Origin of the sequence: Pseudoalteromonas sp. B62 (genome assembly GCF_037162565.1) — a bacterium.
Lineage (GTDB): Bacteria > Pseudomonadota > Gammaproteobacteria > Enterobacterales > Alteromonadaceae > Pseudoalteromonas > Pseudoalteromonas fuliginea.
This window is the reverse complement of record NZ_JARLVB010000002.1, coordinates 3,757,641-3,776,610: the sequence shown is the minus strand read 5'-3', so window position 1 is coordinate 3,776,610 and position 18,970 is coordinate 3,757,641. Positions and strand designations below refer to the sequence as shown.

14 protein-coding genes and 3 pseudogenes are annotated in these 18,970 nt (G+C 40.0%); 13 read left to right on the top strand and 4 right to left on the bottom strand.

Translation table 11 applies throughout. The features are described 5' to 3' along the window. Nucleotides 1-44: 44 nt before the first annotated feature. The 4 genes and pseudogenes from P4S71_RS21615 to map all read right to left on the bottom strand — a co-directional run bounded on the left by P4S71_RS21615 (nucleotide 45) and on the right by map (nucleotide 5,845). The gene (locus tag P4S71_RS21615) at nucleotides 45-1,211 is read right to left on the bottom strand and encodes a hypothetical protein (RefSeq protein ID WP_337151490.1); all 1,167 of its coding nucleotides are present in this window, start codon (nucleotides 1,209-1,211) and stop codon (nucleotides 45-47) included. Between the two features lie 327 nt (nucleotides 1,212-1,538). Next, a complete protein-coding gene (dapD, locus tag P4S71_RS21610) occupies nucleotides 1,539-2,366 on the bottom strand; it encodes a 2,3,4,5-tetrahydropyridine-2,6-dicarboxylate N-succinyltransferase (RefSeq protein WP_337151489.1) in 828 nt (275 codons plus the stop codon). Nucleotides 2,367-2,375: 9 nt separating this feature from the next. Then, nucleotides 2,376-4,993: pseudogene (gene glnD / locus P4S71_RS21605) on the bottom strand ([protein-PII] uridylyltransferase). A 66-nt stretch (nucleotides 4,994-5,059) separates the two neighbouring features. Continuing rightward, nucleotides 5,060-5,845 (bottom strand): type I methionyl aminopeptidase, encoded by a 786-nt coding sequence (gene map, locus P4S71_RS21600; RefSeq protein WP_007376820.1) that lies wholly within the window; start codon nucleotides 5,843-5,845, stop codon nucleotides 5,060-5,062. Nucleotides 5,846-6,116: 271 nt separating this feature from the next. On the opposite strand from map, the gene rpsB reads away from it, so the two are divergent. The 13 genes and pseudogenes from rpsB (at nucleotide 6,117) to lpxA (ending at nucleotide 18,939) form a co-directional block, all read left to right on the top strand. Further along, entirely contained in the window at nucleotides 6,117-6,845 is a 729-nt protein-coding gene (gene rpsB / locus P4S71_RS21595; RefSeq protein ID WP_007376819.1) for a 30S ribosomal protein S2, read from the top strand. 104 nt (nucleotides 6,846-6,949) lie between these two features. Continuing rightward, the gene (tsf, locus tag P4S71_RS21590) at nucleotides 6,950-7,801 is read left to right on the top strand and encodes a translation elongation factor Ts (RefSeq protein WP_008133872.1); all 852 of its coding nucleotides are present in this window, start codon (nucleotides 6,950-6,952) and stop codon (nucleotides 7,799-7,801) included. Nucleotides 7,802-7,959: 158 nt separating this feature from the next. Beyond that, nucleotides 7,960-8,709 (top strand): UMP kinase, encoded by a 750-nt coding sequence (gene pyrH / locus P4S71_RS21585; protein WP_008133874.1) that lies wholly within the window; start codon nucleotides 7,960-7,962, stop codon nucleotides 8,707-8,709. A gap of 49 nt (nucleotides 8,710-8,758) precedes the next feature. Further along, on the top strand, nucleotides 8,759-9,280 hold the full coding sequence (gene frr, locus P4S71_RS21580) for a ribosome recycling factor (RefSeq protein ID WP_370587472.1): 522 nt from the start codon (nucleotides 8,759-8,761) through the stop codon (nucleotides 9,278-9,280). 58 nt (nucleotides 9,281-9,338) lie between these two features. Continuing rightward, on the top strand, nucleotides 9,339-10,118 hold the full coding sequence (locus tag P4S71_RS21575; RefSeq protein ID WP_007376814.1) for an isoprenyl transferase: 780 nt from the start codon (nucleotides 9,339-9,341) through the stop codon (nucleotides 10,116-10,118). Between the two features lie 20 nt (nucleotides 10,119-10,138). Beyond that, complete coding sequence (locus P4S71_RS21570) at nucleotides 10,139-11,005, top strand: phosphatidate cytidylyltransferase (RefSeq protein ID WP_007376813.1); 867 nt, start codon at nucleotides 10,139-10,141, stop codon at nucleotides 11,003-11,005. Continuing rightward, a complete protein-coding gene (gene ispC, locus P4S71_RS21565; RefSeq protein ID WP_007376812.1) occupies nucleotides 11,002-12,207 on the top strand; it encodes a 1-deoxy-D-xylulose-5-phosphate reductoisomerase in 1,206 nt (401 codons plus the stop codon). The genes P4S71_RS21570 and ispC overlap by 4 nt, the downstream gene beginning before the upstream one ends. Next, nucleotides 12,207-13,559 (top strand): sigma E protease regulator RseP, encoded by a 1,353-nt coding sequence (rseP, locus tag P4S71_RS21560; RefSeq protein WP_337151660.1) that lies wholly within the window; start codon nucleotides 12,207-12,209, stop codon nucleotides 13,557-13,559. Before ispC ends, rseP begins: the two co-directional genes overlap by 1 nt. A 97-nt stretch (nucleotides 13,560-13,656) precedes the next feature. Further along, nucleotides 13,657-16,127, top strand: a pseudogene (bamA, locus tag P4S71_RS21555) (outer membrane protein assembly factor BamA). Between the two features lie 11 nt (nucleotides 16,128-16,138). After that, a complete protein-coding gene (locus tag P4S71_RS21550) occupies nucleotides 16,139-16,657 on the top strand; it encodes an OmpH family outer membrane protein (protein ID WP_007376809.1) in 519 nt (172 codons plus the stop codon). Between the two features lie 7 nt (nucleotides 16,658-16,664). Further along, nucleotides 16,665-17,686, top strand: a pseudogene (lpxD, locus tag P4S71_RS21545) (UDP-3-O-(3-hydroxymyristoyl)glucosamine N-acyltransferase). 27 nt (nucleotides 17,687-17,713) lie between these two features. Continuing rightward, the gene (fabZ, locus tag P4S71_RS21540) at nucleotides 17,714-18,166 is read left to right on the top strand and encodes a 3-hydroxyacyl-ACP dehydratase FabZ (protein ID WP_007376807.1); all 453 of its coding nucleotides are present in this window, start codon (nucleotides 17,714-17,716) and stop codon (nucleotides 18,164-18,166) included. Between the two features lie 2 nt (nucleotides 18,167-18,168). Beyond that, nucleotides 18,169-18,939 (top strand): acyl-ACP--UDP-N-acetylglucosamine O-acyltransferase, encoded by a 771-nt coding sequence (lpxA, locus tag P4S71_RS21535; protein WP_033028555.1) that lies wholly within the window; start codon nucleotides 18,169-18,171, stop codon nucleotides 18,937-18,939. Nucleotides 18,940-18,970 lie beyond the last annotated feature (31 nt).

Genomic DNA, 18,970 nt, shown 5'->3' with positions numbered 1-18,970 from the left:
TAGTTGTCAGCTATCAGTGACGAGCTGCTCGGCGTTAATTTTACTTATAATTTTATGCGGTATTTATTAATCTCATTACTGTATTCGATTTCATATACATTGGTTGCTGAATTTGGATTTTCAGCCCAGAATGTCACTAATTCTAAAAATTCGTTATTATTATGATCGAGATCTTGGTAATCAATGAACATACCATCTTCTGGAACTTCAGTAATTTTTATAGTGCTTGGGTACCTTATCCCATACCTTAATTTTTCATTACCCTCATTTTTTATGATTCTAAAGAAAATGCCCTTTCCTTTATAAGTTTGCGGTATATAAATTACTTTCCCTGCTTGGTACAGACAATCGTCTATAGTAATACCGATAAAAGGAGCCCCCATTATTTGGTTGAAATTTTCGACGAAATAATTGGTTTTTTTATTAGGTAATTTACTTAAAATATCATTTTTTCTATTAACATTAAGTTCAAGCATTGTATTTTCTTTGTGAGTTCGCATTGACACCTCATGTCTCAGCGAGAGATATTCTTGTTTTAATTTAGAATTTTTTGTTAATAAAGTTTGATATTTATCTTCTATTTTTTCAGCTTGCTCTTTATATTTTTGAAGTGTTTTGGTCAGTGTTATGTGTTCCTCAGCTGAGCTTGAAAATTTCTCTGACATTTCTTCGAATTGTTGATTGCTATGTAATAAGTCGTTTTTAATTTTCTGGTTTTGCTCTGTTAGTTTGTTGATTTCATCAAGTTGCTGTTTTTCTGTAATTTTCAGTTTATCAATTTGACTCTGCTTTTTAAATGAGTCTTCTCGGTGCTCTAGAGTTTCCTTTATAGCACTTGTGGCTTTCTGGCTCTCATCTTGAAATTGTTTATCTAATTTATCGTATTTCTCAATGGGAATAAACTCAGCTGGTTCTCGATTAGCTTTGAAAGAGTCATACTTTTTTTGCCAATACTCTTTGAAGAAATTAGGAATATGTACTGCAAGGGGATAGAAAATAGTAGCTAAAATTGTTAATAAAATAGGGTAGAAAATGTAGAAGCCAAAGCCTAGTTGTTCATATATATCTAACTTTGTGCTGAATTTTAAAGGTTCTACTAAAAACCACCAAATACTTTTCCAATTTAATAAGCAGAATGCCCAGAAAAATGTGAAGACGAGAGGCCTATCTTTAAAAAGATCAAAAAAACTACCTTGTTCTTGATGATGCATATTATTTTATCTATTGAAGTTTTTAATAATTTAACGTAATAACCTACTTATGTAAAAGTTTAACGAATTAGAAACTGTAAATTATATTTGTTGTTCATCCTCATCTGATTATTAATAACAAAAAAGCTCTAAACCAAAGGTTTAGAGCTTTTAATATACAATCAAATTTTTGTTAAAACGTTAAAACGTTAAAACGTTAAAACGTTAAAACGTTAAAACGCTAAAACGCTAAAATTTAATATGTCGTTGGGTTTCGTTTCACTCAACCCAACCTACGTTTAACACCAATCTGCTTAGTGCTTACATCTAAAAGCTTACCGCTTCTTTTTAATCATCAATCGAGCGAAGTAGGGCGTTGATGCCTACTTTTTCGCGTGTTTGTTGATCTACTTTTTTCACAATGATTGCAGCGTAAAGGCTGTGTGTGCCATCTTTTGATGGTAGTGCACCTGGTACAACTACTGCGCCTGCAGGTACGCGGCCGTAGTGAATTTCGCCGGTTTCACGGTCATAAATACGAGTGCTTTGGCTGATGTAAACACCCATTGAAATTACTGCGCCTTCTTCAACAATTACGCCTTCCACAATTTCAGAACGTGCGCCAATAAAACAGTTGTCTTCAATGATGGTTGGGTTAGCTTGTAGAGGCTCTAAAACGCCGCCTATGCCAACGCCACCTGATAAATGTACGTTCTTACCAATTTGTGCACATGAGCCTACAGTCGCCCATGTATCAACCATAGTGCCGTCGTCAACGTATGCGCCAATGTTTACGTACGATGGCATAAGTACGACGTTTTTACCTACAAAGCTGCCTTTACGTGCTACAGCGTTTGGTACTACGCGCATACCGCCTTGCTGAAATTGCTCTGGCGTGTAGTCGCTAAATTTAAGTGGTACTTTGTCGTAAAACTGGTTTACGCCGTCGTTCATTGGTTGGTTGTCGCGAATACGAAACGACAGTAAAACCGCTTTTTTAAGCCACTGGTGTACAACCCATTCACCTGATATTTTTTCGGCAACGCGTGCTGCGCCGCTATCAAGTAAATCAAGTGCGTCGATAATAGCTTGTTTTATGTCGCTTGATACTGTGCTTGGGCTAATGCTATCGCGGTTGTCCCATGCGTTTTCGATCATCGTTTTTAAATCTGACATGTGTGTCCTCTATTCAGTTTCGGCGTTGAATTTTTTACGTAATGCCTGATGAATTTTTGCTTGCTCTTCATCAGTCAGCGCTTGGTATTCGTTATTAGATACAACAAAGAAATCCTCTGCACGTTCACCTACCGTGGTAATACGGGCAGCGTGAATGTGTAGTAAATGCGCTTGGAAAACTTCGGCTATTTTGGTTAGTAAACCTTGTATATCGACGGCTTGAATTTCTATTAAGCTACGGTCTTTGCGTGCATGTGGGCGCAACACAATTTTAGGTTTAATATTAAAATCTTTAAAGCGTTGAGAGCGGCTCTTTTTAAAGCGAATTTTTTTACGTGGATCGCTAAGTGCTTGCTCAAGCCCGCGTTTAATTGATTGCGCTCGACCGCTCGCTATTGGGTCGCCACTTACTTCAAGTATGACAAAGCTAAACAGGACGTAACCGTCTTTGGTGGTCAGTACTTGCGCGTGCTGTATTTGTGCTTTTTTAGAGCCAATGACACTCACTAATCTCGCAAATAGTGCACCAGAGTAAGGGCTGTATACAAATACTTGTGTACCACCATGCATGGCTTTGTTAGATACAATTACACTAGGTTGGCTTAAATCGGTGCTACTTAATAAATGCTCACTTTGCCACGATATTTGCTGTTCGCTAAAGGCGGTAAAGTAATTGGCTTTAAAGCGACTCCAAATTAAATCAATTTTTTCCTCTTGATAGCCCAAGTTAAGTAGACGTTGTTTAGCTTGGTGCTTTTTATCGCGAATTTGGTCGCGTTGATCCATTGGGTTTTCGAGCCCTAAGCGCAACGCGCGTTGCGTGTGCAAGTACAATTCACGCAGTAGGGTGTTTTTCCAATCGTTCCATAAGTTGTCGTTGGTTGCACGTATGTCGGCAACGGTTAAACAATATAAATAGTCGAGTTGGCGCTCTGTTTTAATACGTGTTGCAAAGTCTTTTATTACAGCAGGGTCGTTAATGTCTTTACGCTGCGCGGTAACCGACATAAGTAAATGGTTACTTACAAGCCATGCTACTAATTTTGCATCAGCCGATGAAAAACCATGTAATTTAGCAAAGGCTATAGCATCAACAGCGCCAAGCTCTGAGTGATCGCCCCCTCGGCCTTTAGCGATGTCGTGAAATATACCGGCTAAATAAAGTAGCTCCGGTTTATCCATGCGAGTGACTATTTCACTGCAAATAGGAAACTCGCTAATGCCTGTTTTATCAAAATATTCGTAAATGTTTTTGATTAATTTGTGAGTGTGCTCATCTACGGTATAAGCATGAAACAAATCGAACTGCATTTGCCCAAATATATTACGCCACTGCGGTAAGTAGGCGGCAAGCATGCCATGTTTGTGCATTAACGTAAATGCGCGTCCCATACCGTTAGGGTGTTTGACTAAGCGTAAAAATGCTTCACGACAGGCTGCATAATCTTGTAAATCACCCAATAAACGACGGCGTACTTGTCGAATAGTACGAATAGTACTTGGGTAAATATGGGTGATTTCGGGGTTGTCGGCGATGTGCTCAAACAATACAAAGAGCTGGTCACGTCTAAAAAATACGGATGGATCTTTTACGCGTATTTGATGGCCAACACGTTCAAAATTTCTGTCGAGTACTTCTACAACATTTTCACTGTTTTGCGGTGAAATGCTTTGCTCAAAATACGAAAGCAGCATTTGGTTAAGCTCGCGTACGCGGCTCATTATTCTAAATAAGCGTTTCATCATACGCTCAACCGAGGCTTTACCATCGCTGCCAAAACCTAAAATTTCGGCGGCTTGGGGTTGATGATCAAACAATAAACGGTTTTCTGAACGCCCTGCAGCCAAATGAAGGGCAAAACGAATGTTCCATAGGTTTTCTAGGCACTCTGATAGCTCTTGAAACTCTTCGTGAGTCAGATAACCGTGGCTAATTAGCTCTTGCAGTGTTTCGGCTCTAAAGTGTTTTTTAGCAACCCAAATGATGGTTTGTAAGTCGCGAAGGCCACCGGGGTTTTCTTTAATGTTTGGTTCAAGGTTATACGCAGTGCCGTGGCACTTTCTGTGACGTAAGTTTTGCTCTTGTACTTTGGCAACAAAAAGTCGCTAGAACCCCAAACAGGGGTTTCTAGTACAAAGGTTTTAAGTTTTTCGAACTCGATATGGTTGCCAAAAATAAGCCGACTTTCGAGCAAGCTGGTGGCGAAGGTAACGTCTTCACGTTTTTGCTCAATAGCTTGCTCAATGGTGCGCACACTGTGGCCAATCTCTAAGTTGAGATCCCACAGCATAGTGACAAACTGGCCTATTTTTTCGCATATTTCTTCACTGGGTTGTTCAGTGACTAAAAGTAGAAAATCAATATCGGAATAAGGATGAAGTTCGCCGCGTCCATATCCGCCCACAGCAATTAGCGCTAAATCAGGTTCGTGCGATAACTCATAAACATGAAAGAGCTTAATTAATAGGCGGTCAATAAACTCAGCCCGGGCATTAATTAAATTCCCAACCGGTTGCTTAGAAAATTCGTTATGTAGCCATTTATAAAAATAGCTAGAACAATCGCGATAATCACTAAGTTGCTCAGCATCGCTAAGCAACTTTTTTACTTTGTTGGGTAATGCCACGTGGGCTGGCTCCTTGTTTAACCTTTCACACGGATAAGGTTTGTCTTATCAAGTGTTTCGGTTTTATTAGTGTTCTATTATCCTGTCGATAGTATCATCCGATCGTAGCGTTAAAATTTCAACACCATTTTCGGTCACTAATAAAGTATGTTCCCACTGTGCAGACAAACTACGGTCGCGTGTTACTACTGTCCAATCATCTTTAAGAAGCTTACATTGGCGTTTACCCGCATTAACCATAGGTTCAATAGTTAAACACATACCTGCTTTTAAGGCTTCGCCAGTGCCGGCTTTACCATAATGCATTATTTGTGGTTCTTCATGAAACCCTGCGCCAATACCGTGACCGCAATATTCACGTACGATTGAGTAGTTAAAGCTTTCTGCATATTTTTGAATCGCTGAGCCAATATCGCCTAAGCGCACACCTGGTTTTACCATTTTAATAGCAAGGTATAAGCTTTCTTGTGTTACTTCTGCAAGACGCTTAGCTTGAATGTTTGGTGTACCAACGTGGAACATTTTAGATGTGTCGCCGTGGTAACCGTCTTTAATGACAGTTACGTCAATATTTACGCTGTCGCCTTCTTTTAATGCTTTGTCATTTGGAATTCCGTGACAAATAACGTGATTAACTGACGTACAAACTGATTTTGGAAAGCCATGATAATTTAATGGAGCAGGGATTGCTTGTTGCACATTAACAATATAATCATGACAAAGTGTATTTAGCTCATCGGTGGTAACACCTGGCACTACATGAGGGCCGATCATTTCAAGTACATCGGCCGCTAAGCGCCCAGCTACGCGCATTTTCTCTATTTCTTCAGGGGTCTTGATAATAGCGCTCATTGAGGCTCCAAAGTTGAGTTTTTAACATTTATCGTCGAACAAATTTTGCACGCGACGTTGAGTATTTAATTTTAATATGGTATAAAGCGCGCCGTCTTTTTACAAATAAATTCTTAAATGATTTTTTGTATTTAAGGCAAACACAATTTGATTTTAACACACACACGTATCGTCACATACACTTGGGTGCATTTGAAGTTTAATTACTTCGGTGTTGGTGCTATGGGATATGTGGAGGCCTAACCCTAAACAACTATAGAGGATCTATAAAATGGCAAATGTTTCAATGCGCGATATGCTTCAAGCTGGTGTTCACTTTGGTCACCAAGCACGTTACTGGAACCCTAAGATGAAGCCTTTCATCTTCGGTACACGTAACCGTGTTCATATCATCAACCTTGAGCAAACAGTACCAATGTTCAATAACGCACTTAAGTTTTTAACTGGTGCTGCTTCAAACAAAGGTAAAGTTCTTTTCGTTGGTACTAAGCGCGCAGCAAGCGAAGCAGTTAAAGAAGCAGCTATTGCAAGCGACCAGTATTACGTTAATCACCGTTGGTTAGGTGGTATGTTGACTAACTGGAAAACAGTTCGTCAATCAATCAAGCGTCTTAAAGACCTTGAAGTACAAAGCCAAGACGGTACTTTCGAGAAATTAACTAAGAAAGAAACGTTAATGCTTAACCGCGAAATGGACAAGCTTGAAAAAAGCCTTGGTGGTATCAAAAACATGGGCGGTCTTCCAGACGCGCTTTTCGTTATCGATGCTGACCACGAGCACATTGCTATCCGTGAAGCTAACAACCTAGGTATTCCAGTTGTTGCAATCGTTGATACTAACTCTAATCCAGACGGCGTTGATTTCATCGTTCCTGGTAACGATGATGCTATCCGTGCTGTAAGCCTTTACACTAGCGCTGTTGCAGCTGCTATCACTGAAGGTCGCGAGAATAACATCGTTGCTCAAGCTGAGAAAGACGATTTCGTTGAAGCTGAGTAATTAGCTGTCATCAAGTCTTCATCTTTTTAAGGTGAAGACTTGCTATTCTTGTAGAGCGGGTAACCCGCTTATCTAAACCAGATTTCAGATTTGAGGATTTACTAATGGCTGTAACTACTGCCCTAGTTAAAGAATTACGCGAGCGCACAGGCGCTGGCATGATGGATTGTAAAAAAGCGTTAACTGAGACTGATGGCGACATCGAGTTAGCGATTGAAAATATGCGTAAAAGTGGCGCTGCTAAAGCTGCTAAAAAAGCAGGTAACATTGCTGCTGAAGGTACTATCATCATCAAGCAAAATGCGGGTGTTGCAGTACTAGTAGAAGTTAACTGTCAAACTGACTTCGTTGCAAAAGACGTAAGCTTCTTAGCATTTGCTAACAAAGTTGCTGACGCTGCAATTGCTGACACAATCTCTATCGAAGACTTACAAGCTAAGTTTGAAGAAGACCGTGTTGAGCTAGTTACTAAAATTGGCGAAAACATCAACGTACGTCGTATACAGTACGTAACTGGTGAAAACCTAGTTGAGTACCGTCATGGCGATCGTATCGGCGTTGTTGTTGCTGGTGTTGCTGATGAAGAAACACTTAAGCACGTTGCAATGCACGTTGCTGCATCTAGCCCTGAATACTTAACACCTTCTGATGTGCCTGCTGATGTTGTTGAAAAAGAAAAGCAAGTACAAATCGAAATCGCGATGAATGAAGGCAAGCCTGCTGAAATCGCTGAGAAGATGGTTGTTGGTCGTATGAAGAAATTTACTGGTGAGGTTTCTCTTACTGGTCAAGCTTTCATCATGGAACCTAAAAAATCTGTTGGCGATATTCTTAAAGAGAAAAACGCAACAGTTACTAGCTTCGTACGTGTAGAAGTTGGTGAAGGTATCGAGAAGAAAGAAGAAGATTTTGCTGCTGAAGTTGCTGCTCAAATTGCTGCAGCTAAAGGTCAGTAAGATTAACTATTTGTGATGCAAAAGGAAATTAGATGCAATTAAAGTACTATTTGGTTTTGCTTCACAGCTAGAAATTCTTTAAAATAACCGCGCTTTTATGTTTAACATAAGCGCGGTTATTTTTTATCCATAATTCAATAAAAGTTGGCCCCAATACTATGACTATCAATCGTAAACCTATTTTTAGACGTGTTCTTCTCAAATTAAGTGGTGAAGCTTTAATGGGAGACGAAGGCTTCGGCATCGATCCTAAAGTTTTAGACCGTATGGCACAAGAAATTAAAGAGCTAGTAGAGCTCGACGTAGAAGTGGGTTTAGTTATTGGTGGAGGTAACTTTTTACGCGGTGGATCGCTTGCAGAAGCAGGTATGAATCGCGTTGTTGGTGACCATATGGGTATGCTTGCAACAGTTATGAATGGCCTTGCAATGCGTGACGCGCTGCATCGTGCATTTGTAAATTGTCGTTTAATGTCGGCTATCCCATTAAATGGTGTGTGTGATGCATATAACTGGGCTGAAGCAATTAGCTTATTAAAAACGGGCCGCGTTGTTATTTTTGCAGCGGGCACCGGTAATCCATTCTTCACGACTGATTCTGCTGCGTGTTTACGCGGTATTGAAATTGAAGCGGATACTGTAATTAAAGCGACTAAAGTGGATGGCGTGTACAGTGATGACCCTGTAAAAAACCCAGAAGCGACGCTTTATCGCCACTTAAGCTACAATGAAATCATCGATAAAGAATTAAAAGTTATGGATTTAGCGGCATTTACTCTAGCCCGCGATCACAATATGCCGTTGAGCGTATTTAACATGAATAAATCAGGCGCGTTAAAACGCGTAATTATGGGTGAAGAAGAAGGAACCCTTATTTCTTCACAAGCCTCAGATGAAATAATCAAATAATTAGGATTAAACCGTGATTAACGATATTCAAAAAGACGCGCAAGCGCGCATGCAAAAAAGTGTAACAGCACTAGGTAGCCAATTATCTAAAATCCGTACTGGCCGTGCTCACCCTGCAATTTTAGACGGCATTATGGTGTCGTACTACGGTGCACCAACACCTTTAAATCAAGTTGCTAATGTAACAATTGAAGACTCTCGCACACTGGCTATTGGTGTATTTGATAAGTCTTTGGCGCAAGCTGTTGAAAAAGCGATTATGGCGTCTGACTTAGGCTTAAACCCTATGTCAGCAGGTACTGTTATTCGTGTACCACTTCCTCCACTTACAGAAGAGCGTCGTAAAGACTTAATCAAAATTGTACGCGCTGAAGTTGAAGGCGGTCGTGTTGCTATTCGTAATATTCGTCGCGATGCTAATGGCGATGTGAAAGCGTTATTAAAAGATAAAGACATATCAGAAGATGAAGCGCGTCAATCAGATGATGCGATTCAAAAACTTACTGATAAGTTTATTAAAGAAATGGATACGCTATTAGCTGCCAAAGAAACTGAATTGATGGAAATCTAGGCAACTAAAATTATTAGTTTTGAAACGCCGTCTGGGGTATACTAGGCGGCGTTTTTTTATGGAATATTCAATATTTATGGTTCTAGACGCTGACACAATTTCACAGCAATGTTTACCTAAACATGTTGCCATCATAATGGATGGTAATGGACGTTGGGCGCAAGCTAGAAATAGACCTCGTGTATACGGGCATAAAAAAGGCGTGGATGCCGTTCGTCAGTCTGTTCAGTTTTGCACTAAGTTAGGGATACAATCGTTAACTTTATTTGCTTTTAGCAGTGAAAACTGGCGCCGACCTGAGGATGAAGTGAATACGTTAATGGAGCTTTTTTTGTTTGTTTTAACAAAAGAAGTTAAAAAGCTTCACAAAAACAATGTAAAACTGACCATTATTGGAGACTTATCACGATTCTCGGAGAGCTTGCGTAGTAAAGTATATTCCGCACAAGCGTTGACTGAGAATAACACCGGGCTGCACTTAAATGTTGCAGCTAATTATGGTGGTCGTTGGGATATGGCTAATGCAGCTAAGCAACTTGCGTTGCAAGTAGAAAAAGGCACACTTAACGCCGAAGATATTACCGAAGAGCGTTTAGCGCAGCATATGAGCATGGCAGATCAGGCAGAACCTGATTTACTTATTCGCACTGGTGGCGATGTTCGTATTAGTAACTTTTTATTATGGCAAGCCGCTTACGCAGAACTTTACTTTACCGACACACTTTGGCCTGATTTTAATGAAGCAGCATTTGCTGAGGCCATTGCGTGTTACGTTGCCAGAGAGCGACGTTTTGGTTGTACGGGCGAACAAATAAAACAATTACTCGCTCAAACCTAAATAGAATAAGGGTCACAATTTTGTTAAAACAACGCATTTTAACCTCGCTCGTGCTAGCGCCTTTAGCATTAGCATTGGTTTTTTATACACCGCTTACTTTATTTAGTTATTTTGCAGGTGCAATAGTATTATTAGGTGCATGGGAATGGTCTGCATTTATGGGCCTGTGTGACAAACTCAAAAGAAGTGCTTTTGTGCTTTTAGTTGCGGCTTTACTCGCAGTGCTCAACTTACATTGGCCAATTGAAGCTTTATGGCAAAATGGTAAATTAGTGGGTGATGCAAATTATTTATTTACACTTGCATTTGCTTGGTGGATTGTTGCCAGTTATTTAGTATGGCGTTATCCCGCTATGGCGAAAGCTTGGAATGAAGGCCTTGTGATGCGAGGCATCGCTGGTTTACTAACGCTTGTGCCATTGTGGCTTGCACTTAATACCTTACGCAGTGCGCAGTATGCTGAATCGGCTCATTTTGGTTCTATGCTGATTTTAGTCGTTTTAGGTATTGTGTGGAGCGCTGATGTGGGTGCCTACTTTACCGGGAAAAGTTTTGGTAAGCATAAATTGATGCCTAAAGTGAGCCCAAATAAAACAATTGAAGGGCTCGCCGGTGGTGTCGTTGCTGCTGTTATTTTTGTCTTAATATTTTGTCATTTCACCGATGTTGATTTAGTTGTTTGGCCTGTATACGCCATTATGACCGCTTTGATTGCGTTGTTTTCTGCTGTAGGTGACTTACTCGAAAGCATGTTTAAACGCGAAGCTGGCTTAAAAGACAGTGGTAATTGTTTACCTGGACACGGTGGGATTTTAGATAGAATTGATAGCTTAACCGCTGCGGCTCCAATGTTTGTTATGTGTTATGCATGGACGCTGAGTTTATGAGCCCAAAGCAACAACTGGTTATTTTAGGTGCAACAGGGTCTATTGGCTTAAGCACATTAGATGTTGTATCGCTAAATAAAGAACTATTTGATGTTTTTGCTTTAACCGCCGGACAAAATGCAAAAAAAATGGCTGCGTTATGCATAGAGCATGAACCTGTATATGCAGTTATGGCTTCGCAAACGGCTGCTGAGCAGTTGTCATCGTATTTAACTAATACTCAGTGTAAAACTAAAGTAAGGCATGGCGAGCAAGCTATGAGTGACGTGTGTGCTTATCCTAATGTTGATGTTGTTATGTCGGCAATTGTAGGTGCTGCTGGTTTATTGCCAACATTAAGTGCAGTAGAAGCAGGTAAAAAAGTACTGCTTGCCAATAAAGAATCACTTGTGATGTCTGGCCAGTTGTTTATTGACAAAGTTAAACAACATAAAGCAACTTTACTACCAATTGATAGCGAACATAATGCTATTTTTCAATGTCTACCTTCTTCGTTACAAAATGCCAAAGGCGATCAAAATTTACAGCAACATGGCGTAAGTAAAATTTTGCTTACCGGTTCTGGTGGCCCATTTTTAACCCGTGATATAAATACGTTAAAAGATGTCACTGTTAGCGAAGCAGTCGCTCACCCTAATTGGTCTATGGGTCAAAAAATATCAGTAGATTCGGCCACTATGATGAACAAAGGCTTGGAGTTTATTGAAGCCAAGTGGTTATTCAATTGTGACACCAGTGATATTGATGTAGTTATTCATCCGCAAAGCATTATTCATTCAATGGTGCAGTACCACGACGGTTCTATTTTAGCGCAAATGGGTAACCCTGATATGCGCACTCCTATTGCCCATGCACTTGCATATCCTGAGCGAATTAATGCGGGTGTAAAGCCTCTCAATTTCTCTGATATTACAGACTTTTCATTTACCAAGCCTGATTACGCCCGTTATCCTAATTTACAACTTGCGGTTGATGCATGTAGTGCAGGGCAAGGTGCTACAACGACAGTAAATGCAGCGAATGAAATAACAGTAAACGCGTTCTTAAATGGTAAAATTGGTTTTACCGATATATACAAAATAAATGCACAAACACTTGAAGCTGCAACGTACACCAATGTGCAAAGCTTAGATGAAATTTTAGAGTGCGATAAATTAGCGCGGATTAGCGCTTTGCAATTTATAACAAAAGTGGCGCATTAATATGTTTGATTTTTTGGAACCTAGGCTCATTTATTTTAGCGCTTGGTATTTTAGTGGCCATACATGAGTGCGGCCATTTTTGGGTTGCGCGCAAAATGGGCGTTAAAGTGCTGCGTTTTTCTATTGGTTTTGGAAAGCCTTTATTGAAATGGCGCGATAAATACGATACAGAATATGTAATTGCCGCTATTCCATTAGGTGGTTATGTAAAGATGCTTGATGAGCGCGTTGATGAAGTACCACAAAACCAACGTCACTTATCGTTTAATGCTAAATCGGTTCAAGCGCGTATTGCTATTGTTGCAGCGGGTCCTATGGCAAACTTTTTGTTTGCTATTTTTGCACTTGCTGCCATGTATATGGTGGGTGTGCAATCGGTTAAGCCAGTTGTTGGCAGCGTTACTGAAGGGAGTCGAGCGGAGCAGGCGGGCATAATGCCAAGCCAGCATATTATTAAAATTGGCGATGACGATATAACAACGTGGCAAGATGCTACATTTGCACTAATGTCGAGCTTAGGTGAGGAAAGCGTTGAGGTTACGGTTCGTGATAAAAATCTACAACCACGTATTAAAACGCTTAATTTAGATGGTTGGAAACTTGATCAGCAAGATGTTCCGCCACTGAGTTCGTTAGGTATTGTTCCATTTAGACCTCAGGCAACACTGACTATTGCCGCTGTGACTGAAAATTCAGCAGCAAAACAAGCAGATTTGAAGGTTAATGACACTATTTTGGCTGTAAATGGCGAAACAATAAGCAGTTGGCAGCAATTAGTTAATCTTATTACGCAATCGGCTAACAAATCTTTACAATTTAGTGTAAAAAGACAAGATAGTATAAAAAGCATTACAGTAACCCCGCAAAGCCGCCTTGATAATAGCGGTATTGAACAGGGCTTTTTGGGCGTAGCACCGGTTGTTCAACAATGGCCAAAAGGGTATGTAGAGACTAGACAATACGGCCCTCTTGACAGCATTGTCCGAGGAACAAAAGAAACATGGCGCTTGATTACTCTTAGCTTTGACATGATAGGTAATTTAATTACAGGCCAAGTTTCTGTTAAAAATTTAAGTGGTCCCGTGGGCATTGCAGTCGGTGCTGGAACTAGCGTAAGCTATGGCTTAGTTGCATTTTTAAGCTTCTTAGCCTTGATTAGCGTTAACTTGGGTGTATTTAATTTATTACCCTTGCCAGTGCTTGATGGTGGACACTTAATGTATTACATAATTGAACTTTTTCGTAAAAAGCCAGTCTCTGAAAAGACACAAGAGTTTGGTTTTAAAGTGGGAGCCTTGCTACTCATTTTTCTAACATGTTTCGCTTTGTTCAATGATGTATCACGTTTGTAGCTACAGCGTGACAATTACTAATTAGAACACGATTGTAAAGCATCATTAATTTTAGGTGCTAAGCGGTAATACAGTTGTATAGGATAAAGATAATAAAATGGCTATAAAAAAACATTTGGCAGTTTCAAGTTTATTGGGTGCAAGCTTTGCAGCACTGGGCCAAACTTCCTTTATTGTTGAAGATCTTAAAGTTGAAGGCTTACAGCGCGTAGCACTGGGTGCTGCATTAACGCATATTCCTATCAATGTGGGCGATAATGTTGACGACTATACGATTTCAAAAACAATAAAGTCACTTTACCGCTCTGGTCACTTTGACAACATAAAAGCACTTCGTGATGGCAATAATGTTATTTTTAAAGTAACAGAACGTCCTACGATCAGCTTTATTGAGTTTGAAGGCAATAAAGATATAAAAGACGAGCAACTTAATGAGTCGCTTGAACAACAAGATATTCGCCAAGGTGAACCGCTTGATAAAACTGTTATCGATAATATCGAAAAAGGGTTAGTTGAGTTCTTTCACAGTATTGGTAAATACAACGCTAAAGTTGATATTAGTGTAACTAAATTACCACGTAACCGCGTTAAGCTTAAATTAGAGTTTGATGAAGGTGATGCCGCCTCCATCCGCCAAATAAACTTGGTTGGTAACGAACTTTTTTCTAATGAAGACTTATTAAAGCTTGCCGAGTCACAACAAGATTTACCGTGGTGGCAATTTATGGGCAGCGACCGTTACCAAAAGCAAACGGTTGAAGGCGATTTAGAAAAAATTCGCAGCTTTTATTTAGACCGTGGTTACCTACGATTTAATATCGATTCAACACAAGTGTCAGTAAGTCCTGAACGTGAGTCAGTATATGTTACAGCCAACTTAACTGAAGGCGTAAAATACAAAGTTAAGGGTTTTGATTTTATTGGTGACTTACTTGGCCGCGAAGACTTAATAAAAGTGTTATTCCACTTCGTGCAGGCGAGTTATATAACGGTTCAGTAGTAACGTCTTCTGAAGAGTTTATTAAAAGTTACTTAGCACGTTTTGGCTACGCAAATGCTGAAGTACGTACTATTCCAGAGATTGACGACGAAAAGCAAGAAGTGCAATTAACGTTGTCGGTTAATCCGGGTAAACGTGTTTATGTGCGTCGTATTATTGTTGGTGGTAACCAAAATACGGCTGATGAAGTATTGCGCCGCGAAATGACACAACTTGAAGGTGCTTGGTTATCTAATCAGAACCTAGAGCGTTCAAAACTACAAATTCAACGTTTGGCCTACATGGAAAAAGTTGATTTTAATGTAGTGCCAGTCCCTGGTGTGGATGACCAAGTAGATGTTGATTTTACAGTAAAAGAGCAATCAGCCGGTAGCTTTAATGCCGGTCTGGCATATGGTTCTTACCAAGGCTTACAATTTAATATTGGTGTGACAGAATCTAACTTTTTAGGTACTGGTAACCAAATTGGATTCAATATTAATACCTCTAAGGGTTCTGAACGTGTAAGTTTATCGTACACTGACCCTTACTTTACGCCTGATGGTGTATCACAAGGTAGTAGTATTTTTTACAGTAACTATGATGCGAGTGCCTTTAGTCTTGTTGACTACAAATCGAAAAGTTACGGTATCGGTACAAATATAGGTTTCCCAATTGATGCGATTAATCGTATTAACTTTGGTGTGCGCTGGATCAAAGAAGAGCTATCGGATATTGCTGAGTATGAGCAAACACGAGTATTGCGTGAAACATTCTTAGATCCGGAAAACCCAGATGCTGGTTTCGATTTTAATAAATATGAGCTAAGTGTAGGTTGGTCGCGCGTTACTGTTAACCGTGGTTTATTTCCAACAGCGGGCTCACGTCAAACACTTAACCTAACTGCGACAACGCCAAATTCTGATCTTCAGTACTTTAAACTGAATTACGATTCACGTTTTTATTGGCCTATATCAAATGACCACCGTTGGGTATTTTCAACGCGTGCAGCGCTTGGTTATGGTAACGGTTACGGTTCAACAAATGGTTATGATCAAACATTACCATTTCAAGAATACTTTCGTATAACTGAAATGGAACTTCGTGGCTTTGACCGTAATACAATATTACCACGTGCTGTATCGCGTATACCGCAGTCTATTCCGGGTACACCGGGCACAGACGGTGCTACAACAGGCACTATAGGCGGTGCGTCTGAGTTTGATGTATTAATACCTCAAGGTCGAATTGGTGGTAATGCTAAAGCGGTAGCTGGAATGGAACTAATTGTTCCTACGCCATTCTTAGATGAAGAAAATACCAGTTCTGTCCGTACGAGTTTCTTTGTTGATGCGGCAAACGTTTGGGATACTGAATTTAATGTAGATCGCTTTCAAAACTTAGGTGTTGATGAGCGTGCCAAATTAGACGATTATTCAGATCCGCTGCGTTTTAGGATTTCAACCGGTTTATCATTACAGTGGATCTCTCCAATGGGTCCTATGCTGATAAGTTTTGCGTATCCATTGCAAAAAGAAGAAGATGACGATACGAAAACCATCAGTTTTAATATTAGTAACACTTTTTAAAGGAGCTTTTTATGAAAAAATTATTTAAATCAACAGCAGTAGCTGTTTTAGCAACACTTATTATGGGAACTTCTGCGAGTGCACTTGCACATAAAGTCGGTATCGTAGATATGCAGGAAATTTATAAACAAATTCCTCAAATGGCAAAAATCGAACAGTCTTTACAAACAGAGTTTGCTGAGCGCCGTCAAGAACTTGAAAAGTTACAAGGTGATATTCGCTTTGAGGCTGAAAAGTTTAAGCGTGAAAGCACAACGATGAGCCAAGTTCAAAAAGATGCACTACGTGACAAAATTCAAGGTATGCAAAAAAACCTTGCGGAACAAGGTCGTCCTTTAGAGCAAGAAATTAAAGCACGCCAAAACCAAGAACTTGCTAAAGTTCAGGGTGTTATTATTAAAACAATTGAAGAAATTGCTAAAGATGGCGACTTTGATGAAGTTAAAGTAAAAGACACGACAATTTACTTTAACCCTAAAGAAGTTACCGATCTTTCATCTAAAGTTGTAGCCGCTGTTAGTAAGAAATAATCACTCCATGCAAAATTATACGCTTTCGCAAATTGCGGAACTTCTAGGCGCCGAACTTCAGGGTGATGGCGCTTTAGAAATAAAAAAATAGCGACACTTGCAAATGCCCATTCTGGGCATATTGCATTTTTAGCGAACTCAAAATATCGATCGCAACTTGAGACTACTCAAGCTAGTGCTGTAATAGTAAGCCAAGCCGATGCACAGTACTTTAATGGCAGTAAAATTATTGTTGCTAATCCGTATGTAAGTTACGCTAAATTAGCGCAATTTATGGATACTACGCCACGCTCAGCCTCGACGGGTATTCATCCAAGTGCCACTGTCCATTTAACAGCGATTGTTAGTGACAGCGCGGCTATTGGTGCTAACGCAGTCATTGAAGCTGATGCAGTGATAGGTGACAACGCGCAAATTGGTCCGAACAGTTTTATCGGGGAACGTGTTAAAATTGGTTCTGGCACTAAGCTTTGGTCTAGTGTGACTATTTATCACGATGTCGAAATTGGTACAGATTGTTTGTTTCAAGCAAATAGTGTTATAGGTAGCGATGGGTTTGGTTATGCGAACGAACGCGGGCAGTGGGTTAAAATACCCCAGCTAGGTTCTGTGATCATAGGTGACAAAGTTGAAGTGGGTGCTAGCACAACAATTGATCGTGGCGCACTGGACAACACCATCATCCATAGCAATGTTATTATCGATAATCAATGTCAAATAGCGCACAACGTTGAAGTTAATTCAGGCACCGCAATTGCGGGCTGCACTGTACTTGCTGGAAGCGTTACCATTGGCAAAAACTGTCAAATTGGTGGCATGGTTGCAATTAATGGTCACATGTCTGTATGTGATGGTGTTATAATTACCGGCATGAGTATGGTGACAAAATCAATCACCGAACCAGGTATTTACTCATCTGGTATGCCCCATACAACAAACAAAGAATGGCGTAAATCAATAGCTCACTTGCGTAACCTTTCAGATATGAAATCTCGTCTTAAAGCGCTTGAAGCATTGGCTAAGTCATAAACGTTGAACACTAATAAGGATGCTATTTTGGCAAACGAATTAAATAGCCTTGATATTCAAGAAATTTTAGCTTTATTACCGCACCGTTATCCGATGCTATTAATAGATCGTGTTATTGACTTTACTCCTGGTAAATCTTTACATGCTATTAAAAATGTTTCTATAAACGAACCTATTTTTACTGGGCACTTTCCAAATCAGCCTATTTTTCCAGGTGTGTTAATTTTAGAAGCAATGGCTCAGGCAACGGGCTTACTTGGTTTTAAAACGGTTGAAAATCGTAGCGAAAACGAGCTTTACTTGTTTGCAGCAGTCGATAATGCGCGTTTTAAGCAACCGGTAATTCCTGGTGATACAATGCATCTTCATGTTGAGTTCTTAAAGGAACGTCGCAACATTTGGAAATTTTCGGCAGAAGCAAGAGTCGACGGCAAAATAGTATGTAGTGCCGAAATTATGTGTGCTAGAAGAGAGTTTTAATAGTGATCCATTCTACAGCAATAATCGAACCTGGCGCTAAACTAGGCAACAATGTCTCAGTTGGTCCGTATAGTTATATTGGCAATGATGTTGTTATCGGTGATAACTGTATTATTGAGTCTCACGTTGTTGTTAAAGGGCCATCAACTATTGGCGCTGGCAATCATATTTTTCAATTTGCGTCTGTAGGCGAAGCCTGCCAAGACAAAAAATACAACAACGAGCCAACCACATTAATCATGGGTGATAACAACGTTATCCGTGAATGTGCCACTATTCACCGTGGTACGATTCAAGACCAAGGCGTTACTAAAATTGGTAGTAATAATTTGTTTATGGCTTATACACACGTTGCACATGACGCGGTAATTGGCGATAACGTAATTTTTGCTAACAATGCAAGTGTGGCTGGTCATGTACATGTAGGCGATTGGGTTATCTTAGGTGGTAATTCGGGAGTTCATCAGTTTTGTAAAATCGGCGCACATGCATTTATTGGCATGTATTCTGGTGTTAACAAAGATGTACCACCATTTGTTACTACCATTGGTATGCCAGCAGGCCCTGCAGCTATCAATAAAGAAGGCATGAAACGCCGTGGTTTTGAAAGTGACGAAATTATGGCTGTACGCCGTGCATATAAAGCATTTTATCGTAAGAGCCTAGGTGTTGAAGAAGCTATTGAGTCGCTTAGTGAAGATGCTGCAAAGTATCCTGCAGTGCAGTTGATGATCGACTTTGTTAAAGGTTCTGAGCGCGGTATTGTAAGATAACGGCTTCTTAATTAAAAAAACCACCTTAGAG

What these genes read in the sequence shown, in the direction of transcription:
- dapD (WP_337151489.1), bottom strand. Translation starts at nt 2,366, where the DNA reads ATGTCAGATTTAAAAACGATGATCGAAAACGCATGGGACAACCGCGAT.
- pyrH (WP_008133874.1), top strand. Translation starts at nt 7,960, where the DNA reads ATGACTATCAATCGTAAACCTATTTTTAGACGTGTTCTTCTCAAATTA.
- P4S71_RS21615 (WP_337151490.1), bottom strand. Translation starts at nt 1,211, where the DNA reads ATGCATCATCAAGAACAAGGTAGTTTTTTTGATCTTTTTAAAGATAGG.
- P4S71_RS21550 (WP_007376809.1), top strand. Translation starts at nt 16,139, where the DNA reads ATGAAAAAATTATTTAAATCAACAGCAGTAGCTGTTTTAGCAACACTT.
- map (WP_007376820.1), bottom strand. Translation starts at nt 5,845, where the DNA reads ATGAGCGCTATTATCAAGACCCCTGAAGAAATAGAGAAAATGCGCGTA.
- tsf (WP_008133872.1), top strand. Translation starts at nt 6,950, where the DNA reads ATGGCTGTAACTACTGCCCTAGTTAAAGAATTACGCGAGCGCACAGGC.
- ispC (WP_007376812.1), top strand. Translation starts at nt 11,002, where the DNA reads ATGAGCCCAAAGCAACAACTGGTTATTTTAGGTGCAACAGGGTCTATT.
- P4S71_RS21575 (WP_007376814.1), top strand. Translation starts at nt 9,339, where the DNA reads ATGGAATATTCAATATTTATGGTTCTAGACGCTGACACAATTTCACAG.
- rpsB (WP_007376819.1), top strand. Translation starts at nt 6,117, where the DNA reads ATGGCAAATGTTTCAATGCGCGATATGCTTCAAGCTGGTGTTCACTTT.
- frr (WP_370587472.1), top strand. Translation starts at nt 8,759, where the DNA reads ATGCAAAAAAGTGTAACAGCACTAGGTAGCCAATTATCTAAAATCCGT.